The sequence below is a fragment of the Archangium violaceum genome (genome assembly GCF_016859125.1).
In the GTDB taxonomy this organism is placed as follows: Bacteria; Myxococcota; Myxococcia; order Myxococcales; family Myxococcaceae; genus Archangium; species Archangium violaceum_A.
Genome location: NZ_CP069338.1, coordinates 6,538,523 through 6,558,239, shown reverse-complemented (window position 1 = coordinate 6,558,239; position 19,717 = coordinate 6,538,523). Strand labels below are relative to the sequence as shown.

The window sequence follows — 19,717 nt, the reverse complement described above, 5'->3', positions numbered from 1 at the left end:
ACCGTGATTCGCGTCGTGACGCTGGACTCCTTCGACGAAAAGCAGATCACGAAGCTCTGCCAGACCCTCTATACGGCGTTCGGCGTGGGCAGCGAGCACTCCGGCCAGAAGGAGGTGCCCGAGGGCATGTCCGAGCCACTGGACGCCGAGAAGCTGATCTCCGAGATCAAGGGCGTGAGGGCCTACGAGGACGACAAGGTCCTCTTCGTCACCTCGCGCAAGCTGAAGGAGCGCGAGCTGGGGAGCGGCAAGGTCCCCACCACCGGTTACGCCCTGTACAACAAGGACCGGGCCATCATCAGCACCCACGGGTACAAGGATCTCGAGGCCGCCTTCAAACCCGTGGCCCGCAACGCGCTGCAGCAGATTGGCCACCTGTGGGGCCTGCACCACTGCCTGGATCCACGCTGCTCCATGTATCCCCCCTGGACGCCGTCGTTCGCCCAGGGTGAGCCCACCTTCTGCACCTTCTGCCGCGAGAAGAGCGAGCAGAAGCTCCGCCTTGCGAAGTCCTAGAACGCTCCCGCGAGCCCTCCCCCTGGTGGAGCTGGGGGGATTGCTGCTCGTCGCGCTCGCCTGCCTCGTCTTCCAGCTCCGACTGCCCGGCCGCTTCCCCTCTGACGCGGACTACCGCACGGTGGTGGAGCGGCTGCGCGCCGAGGCCCGTCCTGGCGACGCGGTGCTCCTCTTCCCCTGGTGGACGGAGAAGGCCCGGCTCCACATGCCGCCGGAGCTGCCGGTGTACGGCTACCTGGGCTCGGACCAGGACGATCTGAGCGCGCATCCCCGGGTATGGGTGCTGGGCCAACCGGAGCTGCCGCGCGCCGATGAATCGGGCTTCCGGGCCGCCTTCCTTCCCAGGCGCACCACCGTGGGCGCCCCGCTCCGCGCGGGAAACCTGGAGCTGACGCTGTACGAGAACGGCCGTTACCGGCCCCGGCGCTTCGTGGCCTCGGAGGCGTACGCGAAGGCCCGCGTCTACCTGGAGTCGCCGGATGGCACCCGGAGCGACTGCCCCTTCGACGGGCGCGTGCACCGTTGCCCCGGGCCGCCGCACCTGTACGTGGCCCCCGAGTGGCGGGAGATCCACTTCCAGCCCCGCCACTGCCTGTGGATGCACCCGCCCGGAGGCAAGCAGCGGCTGGTGGCCGAGTTCGACGGAGTGCCCGCGGGCACGGAGCTGCGGCTCGAGGGCGGCATCATCTTCGAGCACGCCTCGCGTCACGAGCCGCATCTGACCACCGCGCGCTTCGGCGTGGAGGACGCGGCCAGCCACGAGTCCCTGCTGGAGATCGCCCAGCCGCCGGGCCTGGAAGGCGTGCTGAAGGACTCGCGCGTGCTGCCGCCGGGTGAAGCGCGCACGGTGAAGGTGTGGGTGCAGGCGGACAACGCGGACACGCGGCAGGTGTGCCTGGACGTCTTCGCGCTCGGGGACGGGGCCGTCGTCTCCAGGGAGGGCACATGACGGCGGGCCGGGCCGCGACACGCGACGAGCGTTGGCTGGCGTTGGGGCTGTGGGTGCTGGCCTTCGGGGTGTTGTGGGCCACCGAGGCCGCGGTGGGCTTCACGCGCGACGAGAGCGTCTACTTCTACGCGGGCGAGAGCTACGCACGCTGGTTCCAGCAGCTCTTCCGCGACCCGGCGCGCGCGCTGACGGACACGGCCATCGTCCGCGCCTGGGACTTCAACCACGAGCACCCGGTGCTGATGAAGGTGCTCTTCGGGCTGTCGCACCTGCTCTTCCACGACACGCTGGGGTGGATGCGCTCGGCGACGGCCTTCCGGCTGCCGGCCTTCGCCATGGCGGCGCTGGTGCCGGCCCTCACCTTCCTGCTGGGCAGCGCGGTGTATGGCCGTGCCCCGGGCCTCTTCGCCGCGCTCTCCTTCCTGCTGGTGCCGCGTCACTACTTCAACGCGGAGCTGGCCTGCTTCGACATGCCCATCGCGGCCATGTGGCTGCTGGTGGTGTACGCCTTCTGGCGCGCGCTCGAGGACAGGAACTGGGGCGTGCTGTGCGGCGTCTTCTTCGGCCTGGCGCTGTGCACGAAGCACAACGCGCTCTTCCTCCCCTTCCTCCTCGCGCCCTTCTCGCTGTGGCGCGCGTGGGTCTCCAGCGAGGGCCAGCCGGAGGCACGGACAGGCCTGTGGCGCGTGCTGGGGCTCTTCGCCGCCGTGGCGGTGCTGTACGCGCTGCTGGTGGTGAGCCTCGGGCCCGAGGGCTTCCAGCGGAAGTTCTTCCTGCTCAGCCCCCACACGCTGCTCTTCGTGATTCTGGCGGTGGGCTCGCTGGGGATGCTGCACGTGCTCAACCAGAAGCACGCGCCCACGGCGCTCGCCCTGTTGCCGATGGCGACCATGGCGGTGAGCGGGCCGATCATCTTCTACCTGCACTGGCCCTACCTCTGGCACGCGCCAGTGGATCGGACGGCCTGGTACCTGAACTTCCACGCCACCCACAACCACTACGCCTGGTTCTACCTGGGCAAGGTGCTGCGCGAGCCGCCCTTCCCTCTCGCGTACGTGGTGGTGAAGACGGCGCTCACCGTGCCCACCAGCCTCTTCGTTCCGATGGTGACGGGCTGGGGAGTGCTCGCCGGGCGTACGGTGCTGAGCCTCTTCGAGCGCACGCGCTCGCTGGTGCGCGCGCCCTCGATGGCGGAGGTGCTGGTGGGCGTGCACGCGGTGGCCTCCATCCTCATCATCAGCCACCCCAACGTGCCGCACTTCGGCGGGGTGAAGCACTGGCTGCCCTCGATGCCGTTCCTGGGCATCCTCGCGGGAGTGGCGGTGACGCGGGGCTGCGAGGCACTCGTGGAGCGGCTGCGCACGCGCTGGCCCGGGCTGTCCCTGGCGGCGGTGGCGGCGCCCGTCTTCGCGCTGCTGATGCTGCCGGCGCTCATCGGACTGGTGCGCGTGTTCCCGTACGGGACGAGCTTCTACTCGGAGCTGGCGGGAGGCGTGCCGGGCGCGGCGTCGCTGGGGATGCAGCGCCAGTTCTGGTCGAGCAACGTGACGGCGGTGCTGCCGTGGATCAACGAGCACGCGCCGCGCAACGGGCGCGTCTTCCTGCACGAGGTGAACGGCTACTCGTTCCGGGACTACCAGCGCAACGGGATGCTGCGGAGCGATCTCCGGCCGGGCGGGCCGTTCGACTCGGACGTGGCGGCGTACCAGTACCACCAGGAGTTCCGTGAGTTCGAATTCGAGCTCTGGCAGTCCTACGGAACGAGGACGCCGGTCACGGGGCTGTACCTGGACGAGACGCCGCAGGTGGTCGTCTACCAGAGACGCTGAGTCATGCCGCGGTGCGTAGTAAGGAAGAAGACTGTTCAAGCGCGGACGACGACGAGCCCCCCCGGGCGGGAATCCCGGATTCCGGGCTACGCTGGGGAGACGACCGTGGTTGACGTCTCCAGGAGGGACACATGACTCGGTGGCTATGTGCCGTGACGGTGGTCGCGATGGGAGCGATGGGCTGCCAGGAGGAGCAGAAGCCCGTGGTGCCAACGCGCGCGGAGCTCAGGACGGTGAGCGGCTCCACGGTGGAGTTCATCCCGAAGGAGGGGCAGCTCCCCTACTGCCTGCTCTTCACGGTGTCGGAGAAGGGCGTCATCCGGCAGCTGACGATGACGCGCGAGAACCGGTCCATCAAATGTGACGCCGGCAAGCGCATCTACAACTCGAGCTTCCGCGTCCCTCTCGAGGAAGGGAAGGTCCGGGCCTATATCCTCTTCTCGGACCAGCGCATCCAGGCGGGCTCGGTGGCGCAGCAACTGTATGACCTGCGGGACAAGCAGCGGCTGACGGCGATGGACTTCCGGCTGCCGGGCGCGGTGGCGGTGGAGATGCTCGAGTTCACGCCGAAGCCGGGAGGCGAGCCGGTGACGGGCGCGGTGGTGGGCACCACGGACATCACCGAGGGAGGACAGGCCGAGGAGTCGGAGGCCGAGGTGGAGGAGCCCGGGCTGGACCTGGCGCCGCCGAAGGAAACCCCGCCGCCGAGCGGGAGCGGCACGACGGCGGCCGAGGCCCCCACGAAGTAACCCCCTCTCCCTCTCTGGGAGAGGGTCGAGGGAGCCCTCCGTCGGGAACGAGCCCGCCGCCTAGAACGACTCGCGGAGCATCGCGAGCAGCTCCTCCAGGGTGCACGGCCGCGGATTGCCGCGGTGCGAGGCATCCTGGAAGGCCTTCTCGGCGATGCGCTGCAGGTCCTTCTCCTGCACGCCCGCGTCGCGCAGGCGCGAGGGGATGCCGATGGTGGCGTTCAGCTTGCGCACCCGGTCGATGGCATTGCCCGCGAGCACCTCTTCACGTGCGTTCGAGCTGTCGCCCATGGCCTGCGCCACGCGCGCCAGACGCGCGGTGCTGGCGGGGCGGTTGAACTCCATGACCACGGGCAGGACGATGGCGTTGGCCAGACCGTGGTGCACGCCGGAGATGGGCGTGAGCGCGTGCGCCAGCGCGTGGCAGGCGCCCAGGCCCTTCTGGAAGGCCATGGCGCCCTGCATGGCGGCGACCATCATGTCGGTGCGGGCCACCAGGTCGCGCCCATTCTCCATGACCCTGGGTAGCGAGCGCGCCACGCGGGCGATGCCGTCGATGGCCACGGCGTCCGCGAGCGGGTTGAAGCCGTTGGACAGGTAGGCCTCCAGGCAGTGCGTGAAGGCATCCATGCCCGTGGCCGCGGTGGGCCCCGGCGGCAGCCCCAGCGTCAGCTCCGGGTCGCAGATGGCCGCCTTGGGCATGAGGAACGGGCTGAAGATGACCGTCTTGCGGCCCGTGTCCGAGAGCGTCGCCACGCCCGAGCGGCTCACCTCCGAGCCCGTGCCCGCGGTGGTGGGGATGGCGATCAGCGGCGGCATGTTGTCGCGCACGTACTGATCTCCGCCCGTCGCATCGTCGTAGCGCGACAGCGGGGGCTCGTGCGTGGTGAGCACCTGCACCAGCTTCGCCGCATCCAGCGGGCTGCCGCCGCCGAGCGCGATGATGCCGTCGCACGTGTTGGCCCGGTAGGCGTCCAAGCCCGCGAAGGCATCGCGCTCGGTGGGGTCCGGCTTCACCTCCTCGAAGGTCGCGAAGGAGACGCCGGCCTCCTTCAGCACGGCGTACAGGCGCTGGGCCAGTCCGGCCCTCACCACGCCCGCGTCCGTCACCACCAGCGGGCGCTTCATGTTCAGCCGCGCCACCTGGGCGGGGAGCCGCCGCAGGGCACCGGCTCCGAGGACGATCTTCGTGGGCCAGGACATCTCGGTGATGCGTGGCTCGCCCGGCATATCGAACGGTTTCATCGGTGCCTCCTAGATGAGCTCCATGTAGCGCTCGAGCTCCCAGCTCGTGACGGCGCGCTCGTACTGCCGGGCTTCCCAGTCACGCGTGCGCACGTAGTGGTCCACGAACTCCTCGCCCAGGATCTGCCTCGCCCGCTTCGAGTCACTGAGGAGCGACACCGCCTCCTTCAGCGAGCGCGGCAGCGGCGGCGCATCGGCCGAGTACCCGTTGCCAGCGACCGGCGCGGGAGGCTCCACCTCGTTCTCGATTCCCCACAGGCCCGCGGCGAGGCTCGCCGCCATGCCGATGTACGCATTCATGTCCGCACCCGTCTGGCGGTACTCGATGCGCATCGACTTGGGGCTGTCGCCGATGACCCGCACCGCCGTGGTGCGGTTCTCCCGGCCCCACGTGGCCGCCACGGGCGCCCACGTGTTCTCCACGCTGCGCTTGTAGCTGTTCACCGTGGGCCAGTAGAGCGCCGTGAGCTCCGGCATCAGCGCCATCACGCCGCCGATGTAGTGCCGCATCGTCTGGCTCATGCCGTCGCGGGACTCGGGATCGTGGAAGGCGTTCTCGTGGCTCTTGAGCGACCACAGCGACTGGTGGATGTGCCCCGAGCACCCCGGCAGCTTCTCGTTCACCTTGGCCATGAAGCAGGCCGTGAGCCCGTGCCGCGAGCAGATCTCCTTCACCACCGTCTTGAAGAGCGCCGCCTTGTCCGCGGCCTTCTCCAGCTCGTCGTAGCGGATGGCGGCCTCGAAGACACCCGGGCCCGTCTCGGTGTGGAAGCCCTCCAGCTCCAGCCCGAAGTCCCGGCACCCGTCGATGATGGCGTGCACCAGCGGCGCGTTGAGCGACGTGCGCAGCCACGAGTAGCCGAACATTCCCGGCGTCAGCGGCGTCAGGCGCTCGTAGCCCTTCTCCTTCAGCGACTGGGGCGTCTCCTTGAAGATGAAGAACTCGTACTCGGCGCCGAACTTCGGCAGAAAGCCCATCTCCCGCGCCCGCGCGCCCATCTTCTGCAGGAGCTGGCGGGGGCTCGGCTCGAAGGGCGAGCCGTCCGGGTTGACGAAGTCCAGGAGGAAGGCCGCCGTGTCCGGCTCCCAGGGGATGATGCGCCCGGTGGACATGTCCACCCGGGCCTGCCCGTCCGGGTAGCCGGTATGCCAGCCCGTCACGCGCGTGTTGTCGAGCAGCTCGTCCTTGATGTCCCAGCCGAACACCACGTCACAGAAGCCGAGCCCGCCCTTGCACGCGGAGAGGAACTTCTCCAAGGACACGTACTTGCCGCGCCAGACGCCGTCCACGTCCACCCCGCCGATCTTCACCTGGCGGACACCATTCTCGTCGAGCCACTTGTGCAGCACGTCCATGTCCGAGGGCTCGCGCAGCGGCCGGACATTGCCGCGATCCTTCTCCTTCGCGCGCGAGCGCCTGCCCGCGGGCGCCGGCAGGGTGATGACCTTCGCCTTGGAACGGTTCGCCATTGGCCTCCTCCTCCTTCGCCTGACACCCATGACCGCGCCTGGCCCTTTCCTCAGGGGTCCACATGCCGGCCAGCGATGAGCACCTTGAGCGCCGGCGGTTGGGAAGAGAGCGAGCGAGCGTCGGTCATGGAGACACCTCGGAAACCGCGGACGTACCCCGGACGTGCGGGCGTCAACATGAAGCGGCAGCCGAAGCTAGGGACCGGTATTCGCCACGGCAACCCGACCCACCGAGAGGAGCGATGAAGAACGTTCTGCTGTTGAAAGCTGGTGACGCGGCCCACTCCGTGAAACTGAGCGTCGGTGATTACGAGCACTGGTTCGTCGAGTCGCTGGGGCCGGACGGCTGCCGGTTCGACATCCTCCACGTGCACCGGGGTGCCCGGCTACCGGACAGCGCCTCGGGCTACGACGCGGTGATGATGACCGGCTCCCCCGCGTCGGTGACGCAGTGGGAGCCGTGGATGGAGCGCGCCGCGGACTTCATGCTGGGCGCGGCGGCCCGGGGCGTGCCGGTGCTCGGGGTGTGCTTCGGGCACCAACTGCTCGCGCATGCCCACGGGGCGCGTGTGGTGCGCAACACCCAGGGGCGGGAGATCGGCTCCGTCCAGGTCACCCTGAGCGAGGCGGGACGCGAGGATCCGCTCTTTCATGGATTGCCCGAGCGGTTCACCATCCAGGCCACCCACGAGGACAGCGTCCAGGAGTCCCCGCCCCACGCGACCGTGCTCGCGGGCAACGCGCACTCCGCCGTGCAGGCACTCGCCTTCGGGCCCCACATCCGGGGTGTGCAGTTCCACCCCGAGGTCCACCCGGCCGCCATGCGCGCCCTCATTCTCGCCCGATCCGAAAAGTTGGAGGACGAAGCAATCCGCAGGGGCCACGCCCCCGGGGAGAGGGTTCCCCGGCTCCTGGCGGGGATTGCTCCCTCGCCCGCCGGGCAACGCATCCTGCGGAACTTCGTGGAGCGTTTCACCTGAGGCGGGGCTGGGGTAGGTAGTCACCATGGCCTCGCGTTGGGACTACCTCTTCGAGACGAAGCCCGTCCCGCTCATCGATCACCTGCTGGAGGAGGTGGCGAAGCTGCTGGCGAAGGATCTCCAGCAGTGGCCGCCGCCCGTGCAGGAGATCGATCTCGAGGTGGGAGGACAGTTCGCCCCCCTCTTCACCGAGCCGACCCCGCGCCCGGCCCGCGCCGTGTATGACGAGGCGCTGCGGCTGTCGCGCTGGGAGCTGGCCCGGGAGCACGACGCCTACGACGACTACATGCGCAACAAGCGCTACCTGGAGCGGGGCCTGGCACCGACGGACCGGCTCACCCTGCTCTTCCTGAACCGGTGGCTCGTCGACCAGATGCTGGGCCTGGGTGAGTCCACGGAGGGTCGCGTGAACCGCCGGCTCATGTTGCAATGCCTCGACCGACTGGAGGCCCGCATGCGGGTACTCCAGACGCCCTTCTCTTGAGACCGAACGGTCCCTCTGCCATAAGCCGCGCCATGCTCCAGCCCCACGAGCTCGAAATTCCGGCGGAACAACGCCGCAAGCGTCTCTACATCCTCGCGGGGCTATGGCTGACCGTCGCCGTCATCCTGGCCCTGTTCCACTCGGTGCTGCTGCCCTTCGCGAGCGCCGCGCTGATCGCCTACCTGGTGCACCCGCTGGTGACGCGCATCACCCGCGTCCAGGTTCGAGGTAGGAACATCCCGCGCTGGGTGGGCATCCTGCTCATCTACGCCCTCTTCTTCCTGGCGGTGTACCTGTTCTTCATCGCCATGGTGCCGCAGCTCTACAGCGAGCTGGCCCGCATCAGCCGGGATGGGGTGACGTTCCTCAACTCGCTCACGCCCGAGCGCGTGCACGTGCTCGCCGACCGCGCCGAGGACTGGCTGCGCGCCAACGGCATCCCGGTGGCCATCGCCACGTCCGAGGACATCCGCAACGGCGTGCCCACCTCGGGCCTGTCGTTGGATCTGGAGAAGACGATCCAGGACATCGCCGCGAGCCTGACGGCCCTCACGCGCGAGCACATGGGCGACATCGTCACCGTGTCGCGCAACATCATCACGTCGGTGCTCGCCGGCGTGTTCATGATGTTCTTCATCCTGATGGTGGCGGCGTTCTTCTCCATCGATGCGCACGCCATCGTGCGCTACTTCACCAGCCTGGTGCCGGTCGAGTACGGCAACGACGCGCAGCTGCTGCTCGAGCGCATCGACCGCTCGCTGTCCGGCGTGGTGCGCGGCCAGGTGACGATCTGCCTCGTCAACGGCGCGCTCACCTTCGTGGGGCTGCTGCTGTTCGGGGTGAAGTTCGCCTTCCTGCTGGCCACGGTGGCCACGGTCTTCAGCCTCATCCCCATCTTCGGCACCATCCTCAGCTCGGTGCCCATCGTGCTCATCGCGCTGGCGGACGGCTTCCAGAAGGGCTTCGCCATCCTGCTGTGGATCATCGGCATCCACGCGCTGGAGGCGTACTTCCTCAACCCGAAGATCATGGGCTCGGCGGCGCGCATCCACCCGGTCATCGTGGCCTTCAGCCTGATCGCCGGGGAGAAGATGTTCGGCCTGGTGGGCGCGCTCTTCGCGGTGCCGGTGGCCTCCCTCGTGGTGGCCTGCTTCGACTACGCCCGCATCAAGGCCCAGCCCACGCTGGGCGAGGTGAAGCTGGAGCAGCCGAAGTAGGCAGCCGGAGGAGAAGGCGCGGGCTCAGCCCTGGCAGGCGGCCTCGCAGCGCGAGTCCCGGCAGAAGACGTAGCAGCGCCCGCAGTCGAGCCCATTCTGCGGGCAGGTCCCCGGGCACCGCACGGCGCTGCAGTCGGGCCCGTCCTCCACGTGGGTGGGGTTGGTGCCCAGGCCGCAGCAGTCGTTGCCCGTGCAATCCGCGTCCGTGTAGCAGATGCGGTTGGACAACGGTGCCGGGCTGTCACCGAAGTCCGGTTCGACCGGGCCGCACCCGGTGGTCATCGCGAGCACCGCCCCCACGACGAGGGCGGCGAGTGAAGCAGAGCGGGTGCGGCGCATGGGTCGATGCTCCCCTACCGGTCCTACCGGTTCATCGAGCCGAGGAATTCGGCGTTCGACGCGGTCGGACGCATATGCTTGAGCACGAATTCCATCGCGTCGATCGGCGTGAACGGGTGCAGTACCTGACGAAGCGCGGTGATGCGGATGAGGTCCGCCGGGGGCAGCAGCAGCTCCTCCTTGCGCGTACCGGACTTGTTGATGTCGAGCGTCGGGAAGATGCGCTTCTCCATCAACTTGCGGTCCAGGACGATTTCCGAGTTACCGGTGCCCTTGAACTCCTCGAAGATGACCTCGTCCATGCGGCTGCCGGTGTCGATGAGCGCGGTGCCGATGATGGTGAGGCTGCCACCCTCCTCGATGTTGCGCGCGGCGCCGAAGAAGCGCTTGGGCTTGTGCAGCGCGTTGGCGTCCACACCACCGGACAGAATCTTGCCCGAGGCCGGCACCACCGTGTTGTAGGCGCGCGCCAGACGGGTGATGGAGTCCAGGAGGATGCACACGTCGTACTTCTGCTCGACCAGGCGCTTGGCCTTGTCGATGACCATCTCCGCCACCTGCACGTGACGCGTGGCCGGCTCGTCGAAGGTGGAGCTCACCACCTCGCCGCGCACGTTGCGCTCCATGTCCGTCACTTCCTCGGGGCGCTCGTCCACGAGCAGCACGATGAGGTAGACGTCCGGGTGGTTCTTCGAGATGGCGTGCGCGATGTTCTGCAGCAGCACCGTCTTACCGGCCTTCGGAGGCGCCACGATGAGGCAGCGCTGGCCCAGGCCGATGGGGCAGAACAGGTCGATGATGCGCGTCGTCATCTCCGAGCCCTCGTGCTCCAGCTTGAGCTTGCGGGTCGGATAGAGCGGCGTGAGGTTGTCGAAGAGGATGCGCTCGCGCGTGGCCTCGGACAGCGGGTCCGCGAAGTTGACCTTGTCCACCTTCTGCAGCGCGAAGAAGCGCTCGCCCTCGCGCGGCTGGCGGATGGGGCCCGTCACCGTGTCGCCCGGGCGCAGGTTGAAGCGGCGCACCTGCGACGGCGACACGTAGATGTCGTCCGGGCTCGGCTGGTAGTCGCTGTCCGCGCTGCGCAGGAAGCCGAAGCCGTCGCTGAGCAGCTCCATCACGCCCTCGGCGTGCACCTCGAACTTCTTGTCCGCGATGCCCGACAGCAGCGAGAAGATGAGATCCTGCTTCTTCAGGCCCTGGTAGCCCTCGACACCGAAGTCGTGGGCCATCTTCGCCAGGTCGGTGATCTTCATCCGCTTCAGGTCATTGAGCTTGATGACCTGCATGGGAGCGCCATCGCGCGTCACCTCGGTGACCACGGGCGCCTCGGAGGGCTCGGGAGCGGAGGGCTCGGGAGCGGAGGGCTCCTCGTGCGCCTCGTGCGCGCGGACCTCCTGGTACTCTTCATCTCTCACGGGATGAGAGGGGAGCGGCGTCAGCACCGGGCGCGGCGTCTCGGCGACCGAGAGGGACTCGGACTCGGACTCGGTGTCCTCTTCCCGACGGCTCGTCGCCCGGCGGCGCGAAGGCTTCTCGGTGTCGTCCCGGTCCACGACCTTGGCCCGCGTCGTCCGACGCTTGGGCTTCTCTTCAACTTCTACGACTGAATCCAGGAGCTTCTCTTTGGGGGAACGGGCTTTGGCCATGATTGAAGGGGGGAGGTGCTGGTTGGGCGCCGGGGGGGCGCGCACAGGAATGTCGTGGGAGATGTCCGTGGGGTACGCGGGACGCGAACCACCCTCAGGGCGACACCCGGGATCCCTTCTTGCCGGGACCTCGCGGGTGATGGAACCTTGTACTGGGAAGAGATGGCGCGTGAGGGTGCGACAACGGCCCTCATGAGCCGATGCAAGAGGTTATTGACCACCTCCTGAGCTGTCAAGGCATCCTCGCTACCTGCCCAGCCAGGCAACCGACACCCCGAATTTTCCAGTCCAGCCGCCGAGCCCGTATCCGTGAACGCCTCGAAGACCGCCGACGCCACCCGAATCGAGCAGCTCCGCAAGGAGCTGGCCCACCACAACTACCGTTACTACGTGCTCGACTCGCCGGAGGTTAGCGACGCGGAATACGACCGGCTCATGCGGGAGCTGCAGGACCTGGAGTCCCGCCACCCGGACCTCATCACCGTGGACTCGCCGACCCAAAGGGTGGGCGGGGCCGCGGCCGAGAAGTTCGAGAAGGTGGTCCACCGCGTCCCGATGCTCTCGTTGGCAAACGTCTTCAACGACGAAGAGCTTTCCGATTTCGACGAGCGGATCCGCCGCCAGACAGGACTCGCGCAGGTCGCCTATGTGTGCGAGCCCAAGCTCGACGGCCTGGCCATCACCCTGCACTTCGAGCACGGACGCTTCGCCCGGGGCGCCACCCGCGGCGACGGCACCGAGGGCGAGGACGTCAGCGCCAACCTTCGCACCATCCGCAGCCTTCCCATGGAGCTGCTCCCCCAGAACGGGGTGGAAGTGCCCGGCGGCCTCGAGGTGCGGGGCGAGGTCTTCATTTCCAAGAAGGACTTCAAGAAGCTCAACGACAAGCGCGAGGAGGAGGGCGAGCCGCTCTTCGCCAACCCGCGCAACGCCGCCGCCGGCAGCCTGCGGCAGCTGGACCCGCGCATCACCGCCTCGCGCCCGCTCTCCCTCTATCTGTACGAGTGCGTGCCCGGCGAGGGAGTACCCGCCTTCGGCTCGCACACGGAGAAGCTCGAGTACCTCAAGTCGCTCGGGTTGCCGGTGAACCGGTACGTACGCGTGGAGAGCGTGGAGGGGGTGCGCGAGCAGTACCGCAAGTCCGTCGAGGGCCGCCATGCCCTGCCCTTCGAGGTGGACGGCATGGTGGTGAAGGTGGACGAGGAGGACCTGCGCCAGCGGCTGGGGCAGATTTCGAAGAGCCCGCGCTGGGCGGTGGCCTACAAGTTCCCGCCCGAGGAGGAGGCGACGCTCGTCGAGGACATCCAGGTGTACGTGGGCCGTACGGGCGCGCTCACCCCGGTGGCGCACCTCAAGCCGGTGAAGGTGGGCGGCGTCACCGTGAGCCGCGCCACCCTGCACAACGAGGACGAGCTGCGCCGCAAGGACGTGCGCAAGGGCGACACCGTCTTCATCCGCCGCGCCGGTGACGTCATCCCCGAAATCGTGAAGGTGGTGGAGTCCAAGCGGCCGGCGGATGCCCAGCCCTTCGTCTTCCCCACCGAGTGCCCCGTCTGCCACGCGGCCGCCGTGAAGGACGACGAGGGCGCCATCATCCGCTGCACCGGCGCCACCTGCCCCGCGCAGATGGTGGAGAAGGTGCGCCACTTCGCCTCGCGCACGGCCATGGACATCGACGGCCTGGGCGAGAAGCTGGCCGGCCAGCTGGTGGAGACGGGCCTGGTGAAGACCTTCGCGGACCTCTACCACCTCACCCGGGGCAAGCTCCTGGAGCTGGAGCGCATGGGCGAGAAGAGCGCCGACAACCTGCTCGCCAACATCGAGCGCTCCAAGCAGACCACCCAGCCCCGCTTCCTCTACGCGCTCGGCATCCGCCACGTGGGCGAGGCCACCGCCAAGACGCTCGCCGAGGCCTTCCCGGACGTGCGCCAGCTCTACGAGGCCAGCCTCGAGGACATCACCCGCGTCAAGGACGTGGGCCCCACCATGGCCCAGGTCATCCACGCCTTCTTCCACGAGCCGCAGAACCGCGAGGCCATCGACGCGCTGCTCGCCGCGGGAGTCGCGCCGGCCGCGCCCCGCGTCGTGAAGACGGGCGTCTTCGCCGGCAAGACGGTGGTGCTCACCGGGGGCATGAGCGGGATGAGCCGCGACCAGGCGAAGGAGGAAATCGAACGCCGGGGGGGCAAGGTGTCTGGAAGTGTCTCGCGGAAGACTGACATGGTGGTGGCGGGCGAGGACGCCGGTAGCAAGCTGAAGAAGGCCCAGGAACTCGGGGTAAGAATCCTGGACGAGCAGGCCTTCCTGCAGCTGCTCCAGACGGACGCCAGAGGGTAAGGGGACGAGGCACCATGGACAGGCGGCGAGCAAGCCTCCGGATTCGAGGCAAGGTGCAAGGGGTGTTCTACAGGGAGAGCGCCCGCACCGAGGCCCTGCGTCTCGGACTGACGGGATGGGTGCGCAACCTCTCGGACGGTTCCGTGGAGGCGGTGGCCGAGGGCACGGCGGAGGCCCTGGATGCATTCGTGGCCTGGTGCCACCGGGGCCCCACCCAGGCCCGGGTAACGGAAGTGGAGCGCGCCGACTCGGAGGCGCGCGGGGAGTTCAGTACCTTCACCGTGGAGCGCAGCTCATGACTCCCTACGCGCTGGCTTCTCTGCCGGCCATGCTCGGCATCAAGACCGGCAGCAAGGTCTCCGTCATCAACCCACCCCGGGGCTTCGTCCAGAGGCTCAATCCCCTGCCGGATGGGGTGGAGTTCCTCATCACCGCCCAGACGGGGCTGGACGTCATCCTCTTCTTCACCCAGGACGCCCACGAGCTCGTCCAGCGCCTGCCGGCCCTCTCGCGCGCCATGGCCCTGACCGGGGGCATCTGGGTGTGCTGGCCCAGCGGCGAGGGCATCAAGACGGCCCTCTCCGAGGACTTCATCCGCCAGGCCGCGCTCGACATCGGGCTGGTGGACAACAAGATCTGCATCATCGACAGCACCTGGACCGGCCTGCGTCTGGTCCGCCGTCCGAGGGGCGGCCGGCTGGACAAACCGGAGAACCGGAAAAGGGCTCCGACGGCCCAGGCCTAGGCCCTGCAGGCTGACAGACGGCCGACATTTTCCATGTCTCGCCTTTACAGGTCTTATCAGGCGTGAAAACCTTTTGCCGTTTTCTGGGCTCGGGACGTTCCACCAGGGGTGGGGCGTTTGGGGTCCATGGATTCTAGATTTTGAGACGGGTGCGTTCCCGGCATACCAGGGCGCGCCGGCTGCACCGGGCCTCTGTCGCCCCCCCAAGGCGCCCGCGGATGGGCTCCGACCGGGTGTGGAAGGAAGAGGCCGGGCGGTACGAGCGCCAGGGCGGCCTCGAACGCTCGATTGGAAGCAAGTCCCCGCCCGGCAGGGTGCCGGACCATCGCGGGGCGATATGAACTCGGAGGAGCAGGTCGTGGTCCCCTCAACCCTCACCCGCGCGGAGACAGCCGGACCCCTCGGTCATGGGCCGTCCTCCACCTGTGTGCGCGGAAGAGACGGGGCCGCCTCTCCCCTCGCAGCGCGCTCGGAAGCGGGAGACGCCGTCGCCTCCCGTCCGCCGGAGCTCACGCATCCGCGCGCGCGCCCAGGATTCATCAATGAGCAGCATCCTCGTCATCAACGCGGCGGGCCGGGAGACCCGCGTGGCCCTGGTCGAAGGCGGCCACATCGCGGAGTTCTACCTCGAGCGTAAGAAGGACAAGGGGATCGTCGGAAACATCTACAAGGGCCGCGTCGTCCGGGTGCTCCCGGGGATGCAGGCGGCCTTCGTGGACATCGGACTCGAGAAGGCCGCGTTCCTCTACGTCAGTGACGTCGTCTACGACCCGGACTTCGCGCGCGCCCAGTTCGAGCTGACCGAGGGCGAGCACGACGAGGACACCCCGGACGTCCCCGAGGAGTCCGAGGCCGAGGCCGCCGAGGCCGCCCATGAGGCCGACGGTGCCGAGGTGGAGGCGGAGGTCCACGAGCAGCAGGCCCCTGGAGGCGGCGAGACGCCCCACCCCGTCGAGGAGCCCGCGCCACGCGTCGAGGAGCCCCGAGCCGAGCAGCCGGAGCGCCGCGCCGAGGAGCCCGCGCCCCAGGCCGAACAGCCGGAGCGTCGCGCCGAGGAGCCCGCGCCCCAGGCCGAACAACCGGAGCGTCGCGCCGAGGAGCCCGCCCCCACTGTCTCCACCGCAGCCGAGCCGGTGTCGGTGTCCGCCCCGTCCGAGGCGGTGAGCGTCCCCGTGGTGCCGGTGGCGCCCGTGGAGTCCGCTCCCGTGAGCGTGGCGGCCCAGGCGGCGCCGGAAGCCTCCGCGGCGATGCCCTCCACCGAGGGTTCGGTGGCCCTGGCGCTCCCGCCCGAGCCGGCTCCCATCACGCAGAGCGAGCCGGCCCCCGTGGCGCCTCCCGCCCAGGCCGAGGCCGCCCCGCAGCAGCGTCCCGAGACGGCCGCTGGCGAGCGCCGCGCCCCGCGCGAGAACCGCGAGGCCGCCCGTGAGGCCCGCGAGGCCCGCCGCGACCAGAAGGACCGTGGTGAGCGCGAGAAGGATCGGGAGAAGGACAAGTCCCGCAAGCAGCGCGAGGAGCAGCAGCGCAAGCGCGACGAGGACAAATCCAAGCCGCGCAAGACGGCCAAGATCGAGGAGTTGCTGAAGGTGGGCCAGGAGGTCGTGGTCCAGATCTCCAAGGACCCCATCGGCACCAAGGGCGCGCGCCTCACCTCGCACATCTCCATCCCGGGCCGTCACCTGGTCTTCATGCCCACCGTGGACCACGTGGGCATCAGCCGCCGCATCTCCAACGAGAAGGAGCGCAAGCGCCTGCGGGAGATTGTCGACCGGCTGCGCCCGCCCGGGACGGGCTTCATCGTGCGCACGGTGGCCGAGAACGTGCCGCAGGAGAAGCTCGAGAGCGACATCCGCTTCCTCATCGAGGTGTGGAACCAGGTGGTGCGCCGCAACGAGAAGCGCGGTGGCTCCGGCCTGCTGCACCCGGACCTGGACCTCATCCTGCGCGCCACGCGCGACCTCTTCGCCCACGACGTGGAGAAGCTGGTCGTGGATGACCGCGAGGAGTACGAGCGCATCCTCGGCTTCGTGAACGCGCAAGACCCGGCGCTCAAGGACCGGGTGGTGCTGCACGACTCCGATGAACCCATCTTCGACGCCTACGGCATCGAGCACGAGCTGCAGCGCGCCACCCAGCGCAAGGTGTGGCTCAAGAGCGGCGGCTACCTCATCATCGACCAGGCCGAGGCGCTCACCGCCATCGACGTCAACTCGGGCCGCTACGTCGGCAAGAAGAGCCTCGAGGAGACGATCACCAAGATCAACGTCGAGGCGGCCAAGGAGATCGTCTACCAGCTGCGGCTGCGCAACATCGGCGGCATCATCATCTGCGACTTCATCGACATGGAGAAGCCGCAGAACCGGGACAAGGTCTTCAAGTCGCTGCAGGAGGCTCTGGGCCGGGACAAGGCCAAGACGAACGTCCTGAAGATCTCCGAGCTGGGCCTGGTGGAGATGACGCGCAAGCGCGTGCGCGAGTCCATCGGCCGCATCCTCCACGAGGACTGCCCGTACTGCGACGGCAAGGGCTTCGTGAAGACGGCGACCACGGTGGCCTACGAAATCTTCGGGGAGATCCGCCGCGAGGCGCCGGGCTACAAGGACCCCACGCTGGTCATCAACTGCAACGCCGAGGTGGCGCGGCTGCTCCAGGGAGAGGAGCGTCAGGAGCTGCGGCACCTGATGGACCGCTACAACAAGTCCATCCAGGTGAAGGCGCAGCAGAACTACCACCGCGAGCAGTACGACATCTACGGACGCAGCGCGCAGGGCGGAGACCACAAGGTGGCCTCGTCGCCGGGCTCGGGAGATGGCGAGCTGTCGATGCAGCGCCGGCCGGAGAGCGGCGGTGGCGAGCGCGGCTTCCGCTCCGAGGGGGGCGGCCGTGACCGCGACCGGGGCGGCGAGCGGGGTGACCGGGGCGGCCGAGACCGCGAGCGGGGTGGCCGTGACCGCGACCGGGACCGGGACCGGGGCGGCGAGCGGGGCGAACGAGGTGGCCGGGACCGGGGCGGAGAGCGGGGCGAGCGAGGCGACCGGAGCGAGCGAGGCGACCGGGGTGGCCGAGACCGCGACCGCAACCGGGGTGAGCAGCGTCGGCCCGAGCAGCGCGAGGGACGTGGACAGCAGGCCCAGCAACAGCAGGCAACGGCTGGCGAGCAGGCTCCATCGGGAGGCACGCCTCCGACGTCGTCCGGAGGCAACAACGAGTCCGGCGGCAACTCCTGAGCCCCCCTCCCCTCTCCCTCTGGGAGAGGGACGGGGTGAGGGTATCTGACCCATCGTGGATGACCCACCGGGTCGCGAGCACCCTCCCCCACTGGCCGAGGCGCCCTGGCATTGGTTGGCATCCTCCAGAGACTGCGCGCTCGCGCACTCCAATGGGCCCGGAGCACCTGGGCTCCGCTGGAGCGCACCCGGGCGGGCCGCTTCGCGGCGGATACGCTGCTGGCGGTGCGCGGCCTGGCGCGAGGCTTCCTGGGTGAGAACATCCGCCTGAGGGCCGCGGCGCTCACCTACATCAGCGTCTTCTCCCTGGTTCCCCTGCTGACGGTGGTGCTGGCCCTGTTGGGCGCCTACCACCAGCAGACGGTCCAGCAGCGCCTGAGGGAGATCGTCTTCGCGGTGCTGGCCCCTGGCGTGCGTGAGGAGTCAGCGGCCTTCCTCGAGCGGTTCCTGGAACCGGGAAACACGACGGCCATCGGGAGCGCGGGATTCCTCGGTCTGCTCGTCTCGGCGGGCTCGCTGCTGCAGAACATCGACGTCTCGCTGAACGAAATCTGGGGCGTGAAGAACCATCGCCCGTGGGTGGTCCGGGCGCTCATCTACGCGGGGCTGCTGCTGTTGGGGCCCCTGATGCTGGCCATCTCGTTCGCGGGAACGAGCGTGGTGCGCTCCTTCCTGGAGGCCACCCACACGCCGCTCTTCCTGGGCCTCTTCGAGCTGCTGTTCAGTGCCCTGTCCCCGCTCACGGCGGTGGCGGGGCTCTCCCTGCTCTACTACGTGACGCCCAACACCCACCTGCGCTTCCGGTCGGCGCTGGCGGGCGGGATGGTGGCGGGCATGGCCTGGAGCGTGGCGCGGCACGTGTACACGGAGGCCGCCGCGTACAGCTTCCGCAACAACCCGCTCTACGCCTCGCTGGGTGCCCTGCCCATGTTCCTCGCGTGGCTGTATGTGGACTGGCTCCTCATCCTCATCGGAGCCCGCCTCTCCTACGCGGTGGAGCACGCCACCTTCCGGGACTCGCTGTGGGCCTTCGGCGCCCACCCTCGGGCGCGGGAGCTGGTGGCGGCCCGGGTGGCCCAGGAAACCACGCTGGTCTGGTTCGACGGTGGGACGCCGCCCCTGCCCCGGGACCTGGCACTGCGCCTCCGGGTCACCGAGTCGCTCGTCCACGAGGTGGTGGACGACATGGAGCAGGCGGGGCTGATCCAACGACACCGCCGGGGAGGCCTCCTACCGGCCCGTCCCCCGGCGGAGCTGACCCTGGCCGACCTGACGCTCGCCGTCCACGGCGTCTACAACCCCGTAGAGCCCGGTGCTCGGAAGAGCCCGCGTGCCCCCGGTTTCGAAGTCCTGGACGCCTTCTTCCGGGAGTCGGACAGGGCCGGACTCGATGTGCTGCGCCAGACCCGGTGGCTGGACCTGGCCATCCTGGTGCGCCCCGGGCTCGCGGAGGCGCAGGCGACACCCGCCCCGGCCCCAAGCACGACCCAGGCGGAGACTGGAAGCGGAAATCCGTAAGGTTTCCAGGAGGTTGGCGGGCCTCGGGGCTTGCACGCGGGATTCGTTCTGTTATCGTTTCGGGATTCGACCACGGGCCAAGCGCCCTGTTTCCGAGGGGTTACGCGGTTTGCGGGAGCGTGCGATGCTCAAGTCCGATCTGATCAACGTCCTCGTCGCCAAGAAGGGGATGACGCAGAAACAGGCCGAGGCCACGGTCGAGACGATCTTCGAGTCCATGAGGGATGCGCTCTGCCGCGGGGAGAACATCGAGATCCGCGGGCTGGGTGCCTTCCACGTGAAGAACTACCAGGGCTACCAGGGGCGCAATCCGAAGACGGGGCAGATCATCCCCGTGAAGCCCAAGCGGGGCCTGCTCTTCCGCACGGGCAAGGAGCTGCGCGACCGGGTCAACCGGCCGGCACCCCAGACGCCGCAGTCCGACATCTCCTTCGACCCCAAGAGCGGCAGCGGCTCCAACTACTAGCCT

17 protein-coding genes are annotated in these 19,717 nt (G+C 68.8%); 13 read left to right on the top strand and 4 right to left on the bottom strand.

The window, feature by feature from the left end:
* Positions 1-3: 3 nt before the first annotated feature.
* The 4 genes from JQX13_RS28070 (at position 4) to JQX13_RS28055 (ending at position 4,043) form a co-directional block, all read left to right on the top strand.
* Complete coding sequence (locus JQX13_RS28070) at positions 4-516, top strand: hypothetical protein (protein ID WP_203402553.1); 513 nt, start codon at positions 4-6, stop codon at positions 514-516.
* Positions 503-1,465, top strand: coding sequence for a hypothetical protein (locus JQX13_RS28065; RefSeq protein WP_203402552.1), 963 nt, complete (start codon positions 503-505; stop codon positions 1,463-1,465). Before JQX13_RS28070 ends, JQX13_RS28065 begins: the two co-directional genes overlap by 14 nt.
* Complete coding sequence (locus JQX13_RS28060; protein ID WP_203402551.1) at positions 1,462-3,294, top strand: ArnT family glycosyltransferase; 1,833 nt, start codon at positions 1,462-1,464, stop codon at positions 3,292-3,294. Before JQX13_RS28065 ends, JQX13_RS28060 begins: the two co-directional genes overlap by 4 nt.
* Before the next feature lie 131 nt (positions 3,295-3,425).
* On the top strand, positions 3,426-4,043 hold the full coding sequence (locus tag JQX13_RS28055) for a hypothetical protein (RefSeq protein WP_239013903.1): 618 nt from the start codon (positions 3,426-3,428) through the stop codon (positions 4,041-4,043).
* 60 nt (positions 4,044-4,103) lie between these two features.
* Here JQX13_RS28055 and JQX13_RS28050 read toward each other — a convergent pair whose 3' ends face one another.
* Both JQX13_RS28050 and JQX13_RS28045 read right to left on the bottom strand, forming a co-directional pair.
* Entirely contained in the window at positions 4,104-5,288 is a 1,185-nt protein-coding gene (locus JQX13_RS28050; RefSeq protein WP_203402550.1) for an iron-containing alcohol dehydrogenase, read from the bottom strand.
* Positions 5,289-5,297: 9 nt separating this feature from the next.
* Positions 5,298-6,758, bottom strand: coding sequence for a glutamine synthetase family protein (locus JQX13_RS28045; RefSeq protein WP_203402549.1), 1,461 nt, complete (start codon positions 6,756-6,758; stop codon positions 5,298-5,300).
* 242 nt (positions 6,759-7,000) lie between these two features.
* On the opposite strand from JQX13_RS28045, the gene JQX13_RS28040 reads away from it, so the two are divergent.
* Genes JQX13_RS28040 through JQX13_RS28030 form a run of 3 tightly spaced genes read left to right on the top strand, consistent with a single transcriptional unit; the run spans position 7,001 to position 9,439 of the window.
* The gene (locus tag JQX13_RS28040; RefSeq protein WP_203402548.1) at positions 7,001-7,738 is read left to right on the top strand and encodes a glutamine amidotransferase; all 738 of its coding nucleotides are present in this window, start codon (positions 7,001-7,003) and stop codon (positions 7,736-7,738) included.
* 25 nt (positions 7,739-7,763) lie between these two features.
* Positions 7,764-8,222 carry a hypothetical protein gene (locus JQX13_RS28035; protein WP_203402547.1) on the top strand — a complete coding sequence of 153 codons (459 nt, stop codon included), beginning with the start codon at positions 7,764-7,766 and terminating at the stop codon, positions 8,220-8,222.
* 32 nt (positions 8,223-8,254) lie between these two features.
* Complete coding sequence (locus JQX13_RS28030) at positions 8,255-9,439, top strand: AI-2E family transporter (RefSeq protein WP_203402546.1); 1,185 nt, start codon at positions 8,255-8,257, stop codon at positions 9,437-9,439.
* A 24-nt stretch (positions 9,440-9,463) separates the two neighbouring features.
* On the opposite strand, the gene JQX13_RS28025 is transcribed toward JQX13_RS28030, so the two are convergent.
* Both JQX13_RS28025 and rho read right to left on the bottom strand, forming a co-directional pair.
* Positions 9,464-9,778, bottom strand: a complete 315-nt coding sequence (locus tag JQX13_RS28025) for a hypothetical protein (protein WP_203402545.1) — start codon at positions 9,776-9,778, stop codon at positions 9,464-9,466.
* Positions 9,779-9,801: 23 nt separating this feature from the next.
* Positions 9,802-11,424, bottom strand: coding sequence for a transcription termination factor Rho (gene rho / locus JQX13_RS28020; protein ID WP_203402544.1), 1,623 nt, complete (start codon positions 11,422-11,424; stop codon positions 9,802-9,804).
* Between the two features lie 309 nt (positions 11,425-11,733).
* On the opposite strand from rho, the gene ligA reads away from it, so the two are divergent.
* The 6 genes from ligA (at position 11,734) to JQX13_RS27990 (ending at position 19,714) form a co-directional block, all read left to right on the top strand.
* Complete coding sequence (gene ligA, locus JQX13_RS28015) at positions 11,734-13,761, top strand: NAD-dependent DNA ligase LigA (RefSeq protein ID WP_203402543.1); 2,028 nt, start codon at positions 11,734-11,736, stop codon at positions 13,759-13,761.
* A 14-nt stretch (positions 13,762-13,775) separates the two neighbouring features.
* Positions 13,776-14,060 carry an acylphosphatase gene (locus tag JQX13_RS28010; protein ID WP_203402542.1) on the top strand — a complete coding sequence of 95 codons (285 nt, stop codon included), beginning with the start codon at positions 13,776-13,778 and terminating at the stop codon, positions 14,058-14,060.
* On the top strand, positions 14,057-14,506 hold the full coding sequence (locus JQX13_RS28005; RefSeq protein ID WP_203402541.1) for a DUF3052 family protein: 450 nt from the start codon (positions 14,057-14,059) through the stop codon (positions 14,504-14,506). The genes JQX13_RS28010 and JQX13_RS28005 overlap by 4 nt, the downstream gene beginning before the upstream one ends.
* 542 nt (positions 14,507-15,048) lie before the next feature.
* Positions 15,049-17,730 (top strand): Rne/Rng family ribonuclease, encoded by a 2,682-nt coding sequence (locus JQX13_RS28000; protein ID WP_203402540.1) that lies wholly within the window; start codon positions 15,049-15,051, stop codon positions 17,728-17,730.
* A 111-nt stretch (positions 17,731-17,841) separates the two neighbouring features.
* Positions 17,842-19,248 carry a YhjD/YihY/BrkB family envelope integrity protein gene (locus JQX13_RS27995; protein ID WP_239013902.1) on the top strand — a complete coding sequence of 469 codons (1,407 nt, stop codon included), beginning with the start codon at positions 17,842-17,844 and terminating at the stop codon, positions 19,246-19,248.
* Positions 19,249-19,372: 124 nt separating this feature from the next.
* Positions 19,373-19,714, top strand: coding sequence for an HU family DNA-binding protein (locus JQX13_RS27990; RefSeq protein ID WP_203402539.1), 342 nt, complete (start codon positions 19,373-19,375; stop codon positions 19,712-19,714).
* The last annotated feature ends 3 nt before the right edge of the window (positions 19,715-19,717 follow it).

What these genes read in the sequence shown, in the direction of transcription:
- JQX13_RS28000 (WP_203402540.1), top strand. Translation starts at nt 15,049, where the DNA reads ATGAGCAGCATCCTCGTCATCAACGCGGCGGGCCGGGAGACCCGCGTG.
- JQX13_RS28045 (WP_203402549.1), bottom strand. Translation starts at nt 6,758, where the DNA reads ATGGCGAACCGTTCCAAGGCGAAGGTCATCACCCTGCCGGCGCCCGCG.
- JQX13_RS28010 (WP_203402542.1), top strand. Translation starts at nt 13,776, where the DNA reads ATGGACAGGCGGCGAGCAAGCCTCCGGATTCGAGGCAAGGTGCAAGGG.
- JQX13_RS28035 (WP_203402547.1), top strand. Translation starts at nt 7,764, where the DNA reads ATGGCCTCGCGTTGGGACTACCTCTTCGAGACGAAGCCCGTCCCGCTC.
- JQX13_RS28060 (WP_203402551.1), top strand. Translation starts at nt 1,462, where the DNA reads ATGACGGCGGGCCGGGCCGCGACACGCGACGAGCGTTGGCTGGCGTTG.
- JQX13_RS28025 (WP_203402545.1), bottom strand. Translation starts at nt 9,778, where the DNA reads ATGCGCCGCACCCGCTCTGCTTCACTCGCCGCCCTCGTCGTGGGGGCG.
- JQX13_RS28050 (WP_203402550.1), bottom strand. Translation starts at nt 5,288, where the DNA reads ATGAAACCGTTCGATATGCCGGGCGAGCCACGCATCACCGAGATGTCC.
- JQX13_RS28005 (WP_203402541.1), top strand. Translation starts at nt 14,057, where the DNA reads ATGACTCCCTACGCGCTGGCTTCTCTGCCGGCCATGCTCGGCATCAAG.
- JQX13_RS28055 (WP_239013903.1), top strand. Translation starts at nt 3,426, where the DNA reads ATGACTCGGTGGCTATGTGCCGTGACGGTGGTCGCGATGGGAGCGATG.
- JQX13_RS27990 (WP_203402539.1), top strand. Translation starts at nt 19,373, where the DNA reads ATGCTCAAGTCCGATCTGATCAACGTCCTCGTCGCCAAGAAGGGGATG.
- JQX13_RS28030 (WP_203402546.1), top strand. Translation starts at nt 8,255, where the DNA reads ATGCTCCAGCCCCACGAGCTCGAAATTCCGGCGGAACAACGCCGCAAG.
- JQX13_RS28040 (WP_203402548.1), top strand. Translation starts at nt 7,001, where the DNA reads ATGAAGAACGTTCTGCTGTTGAAAGCTGGTGACGCGGCCCACTCCGTG.
- rho (WP_203402544.1), bottom strand. Translation starts at nt 11,424, where the DNA reads ATGGCCAAAGCCCGTTCCCCCAAAGAGAAGCTCCTGGATTCAGTCGTA.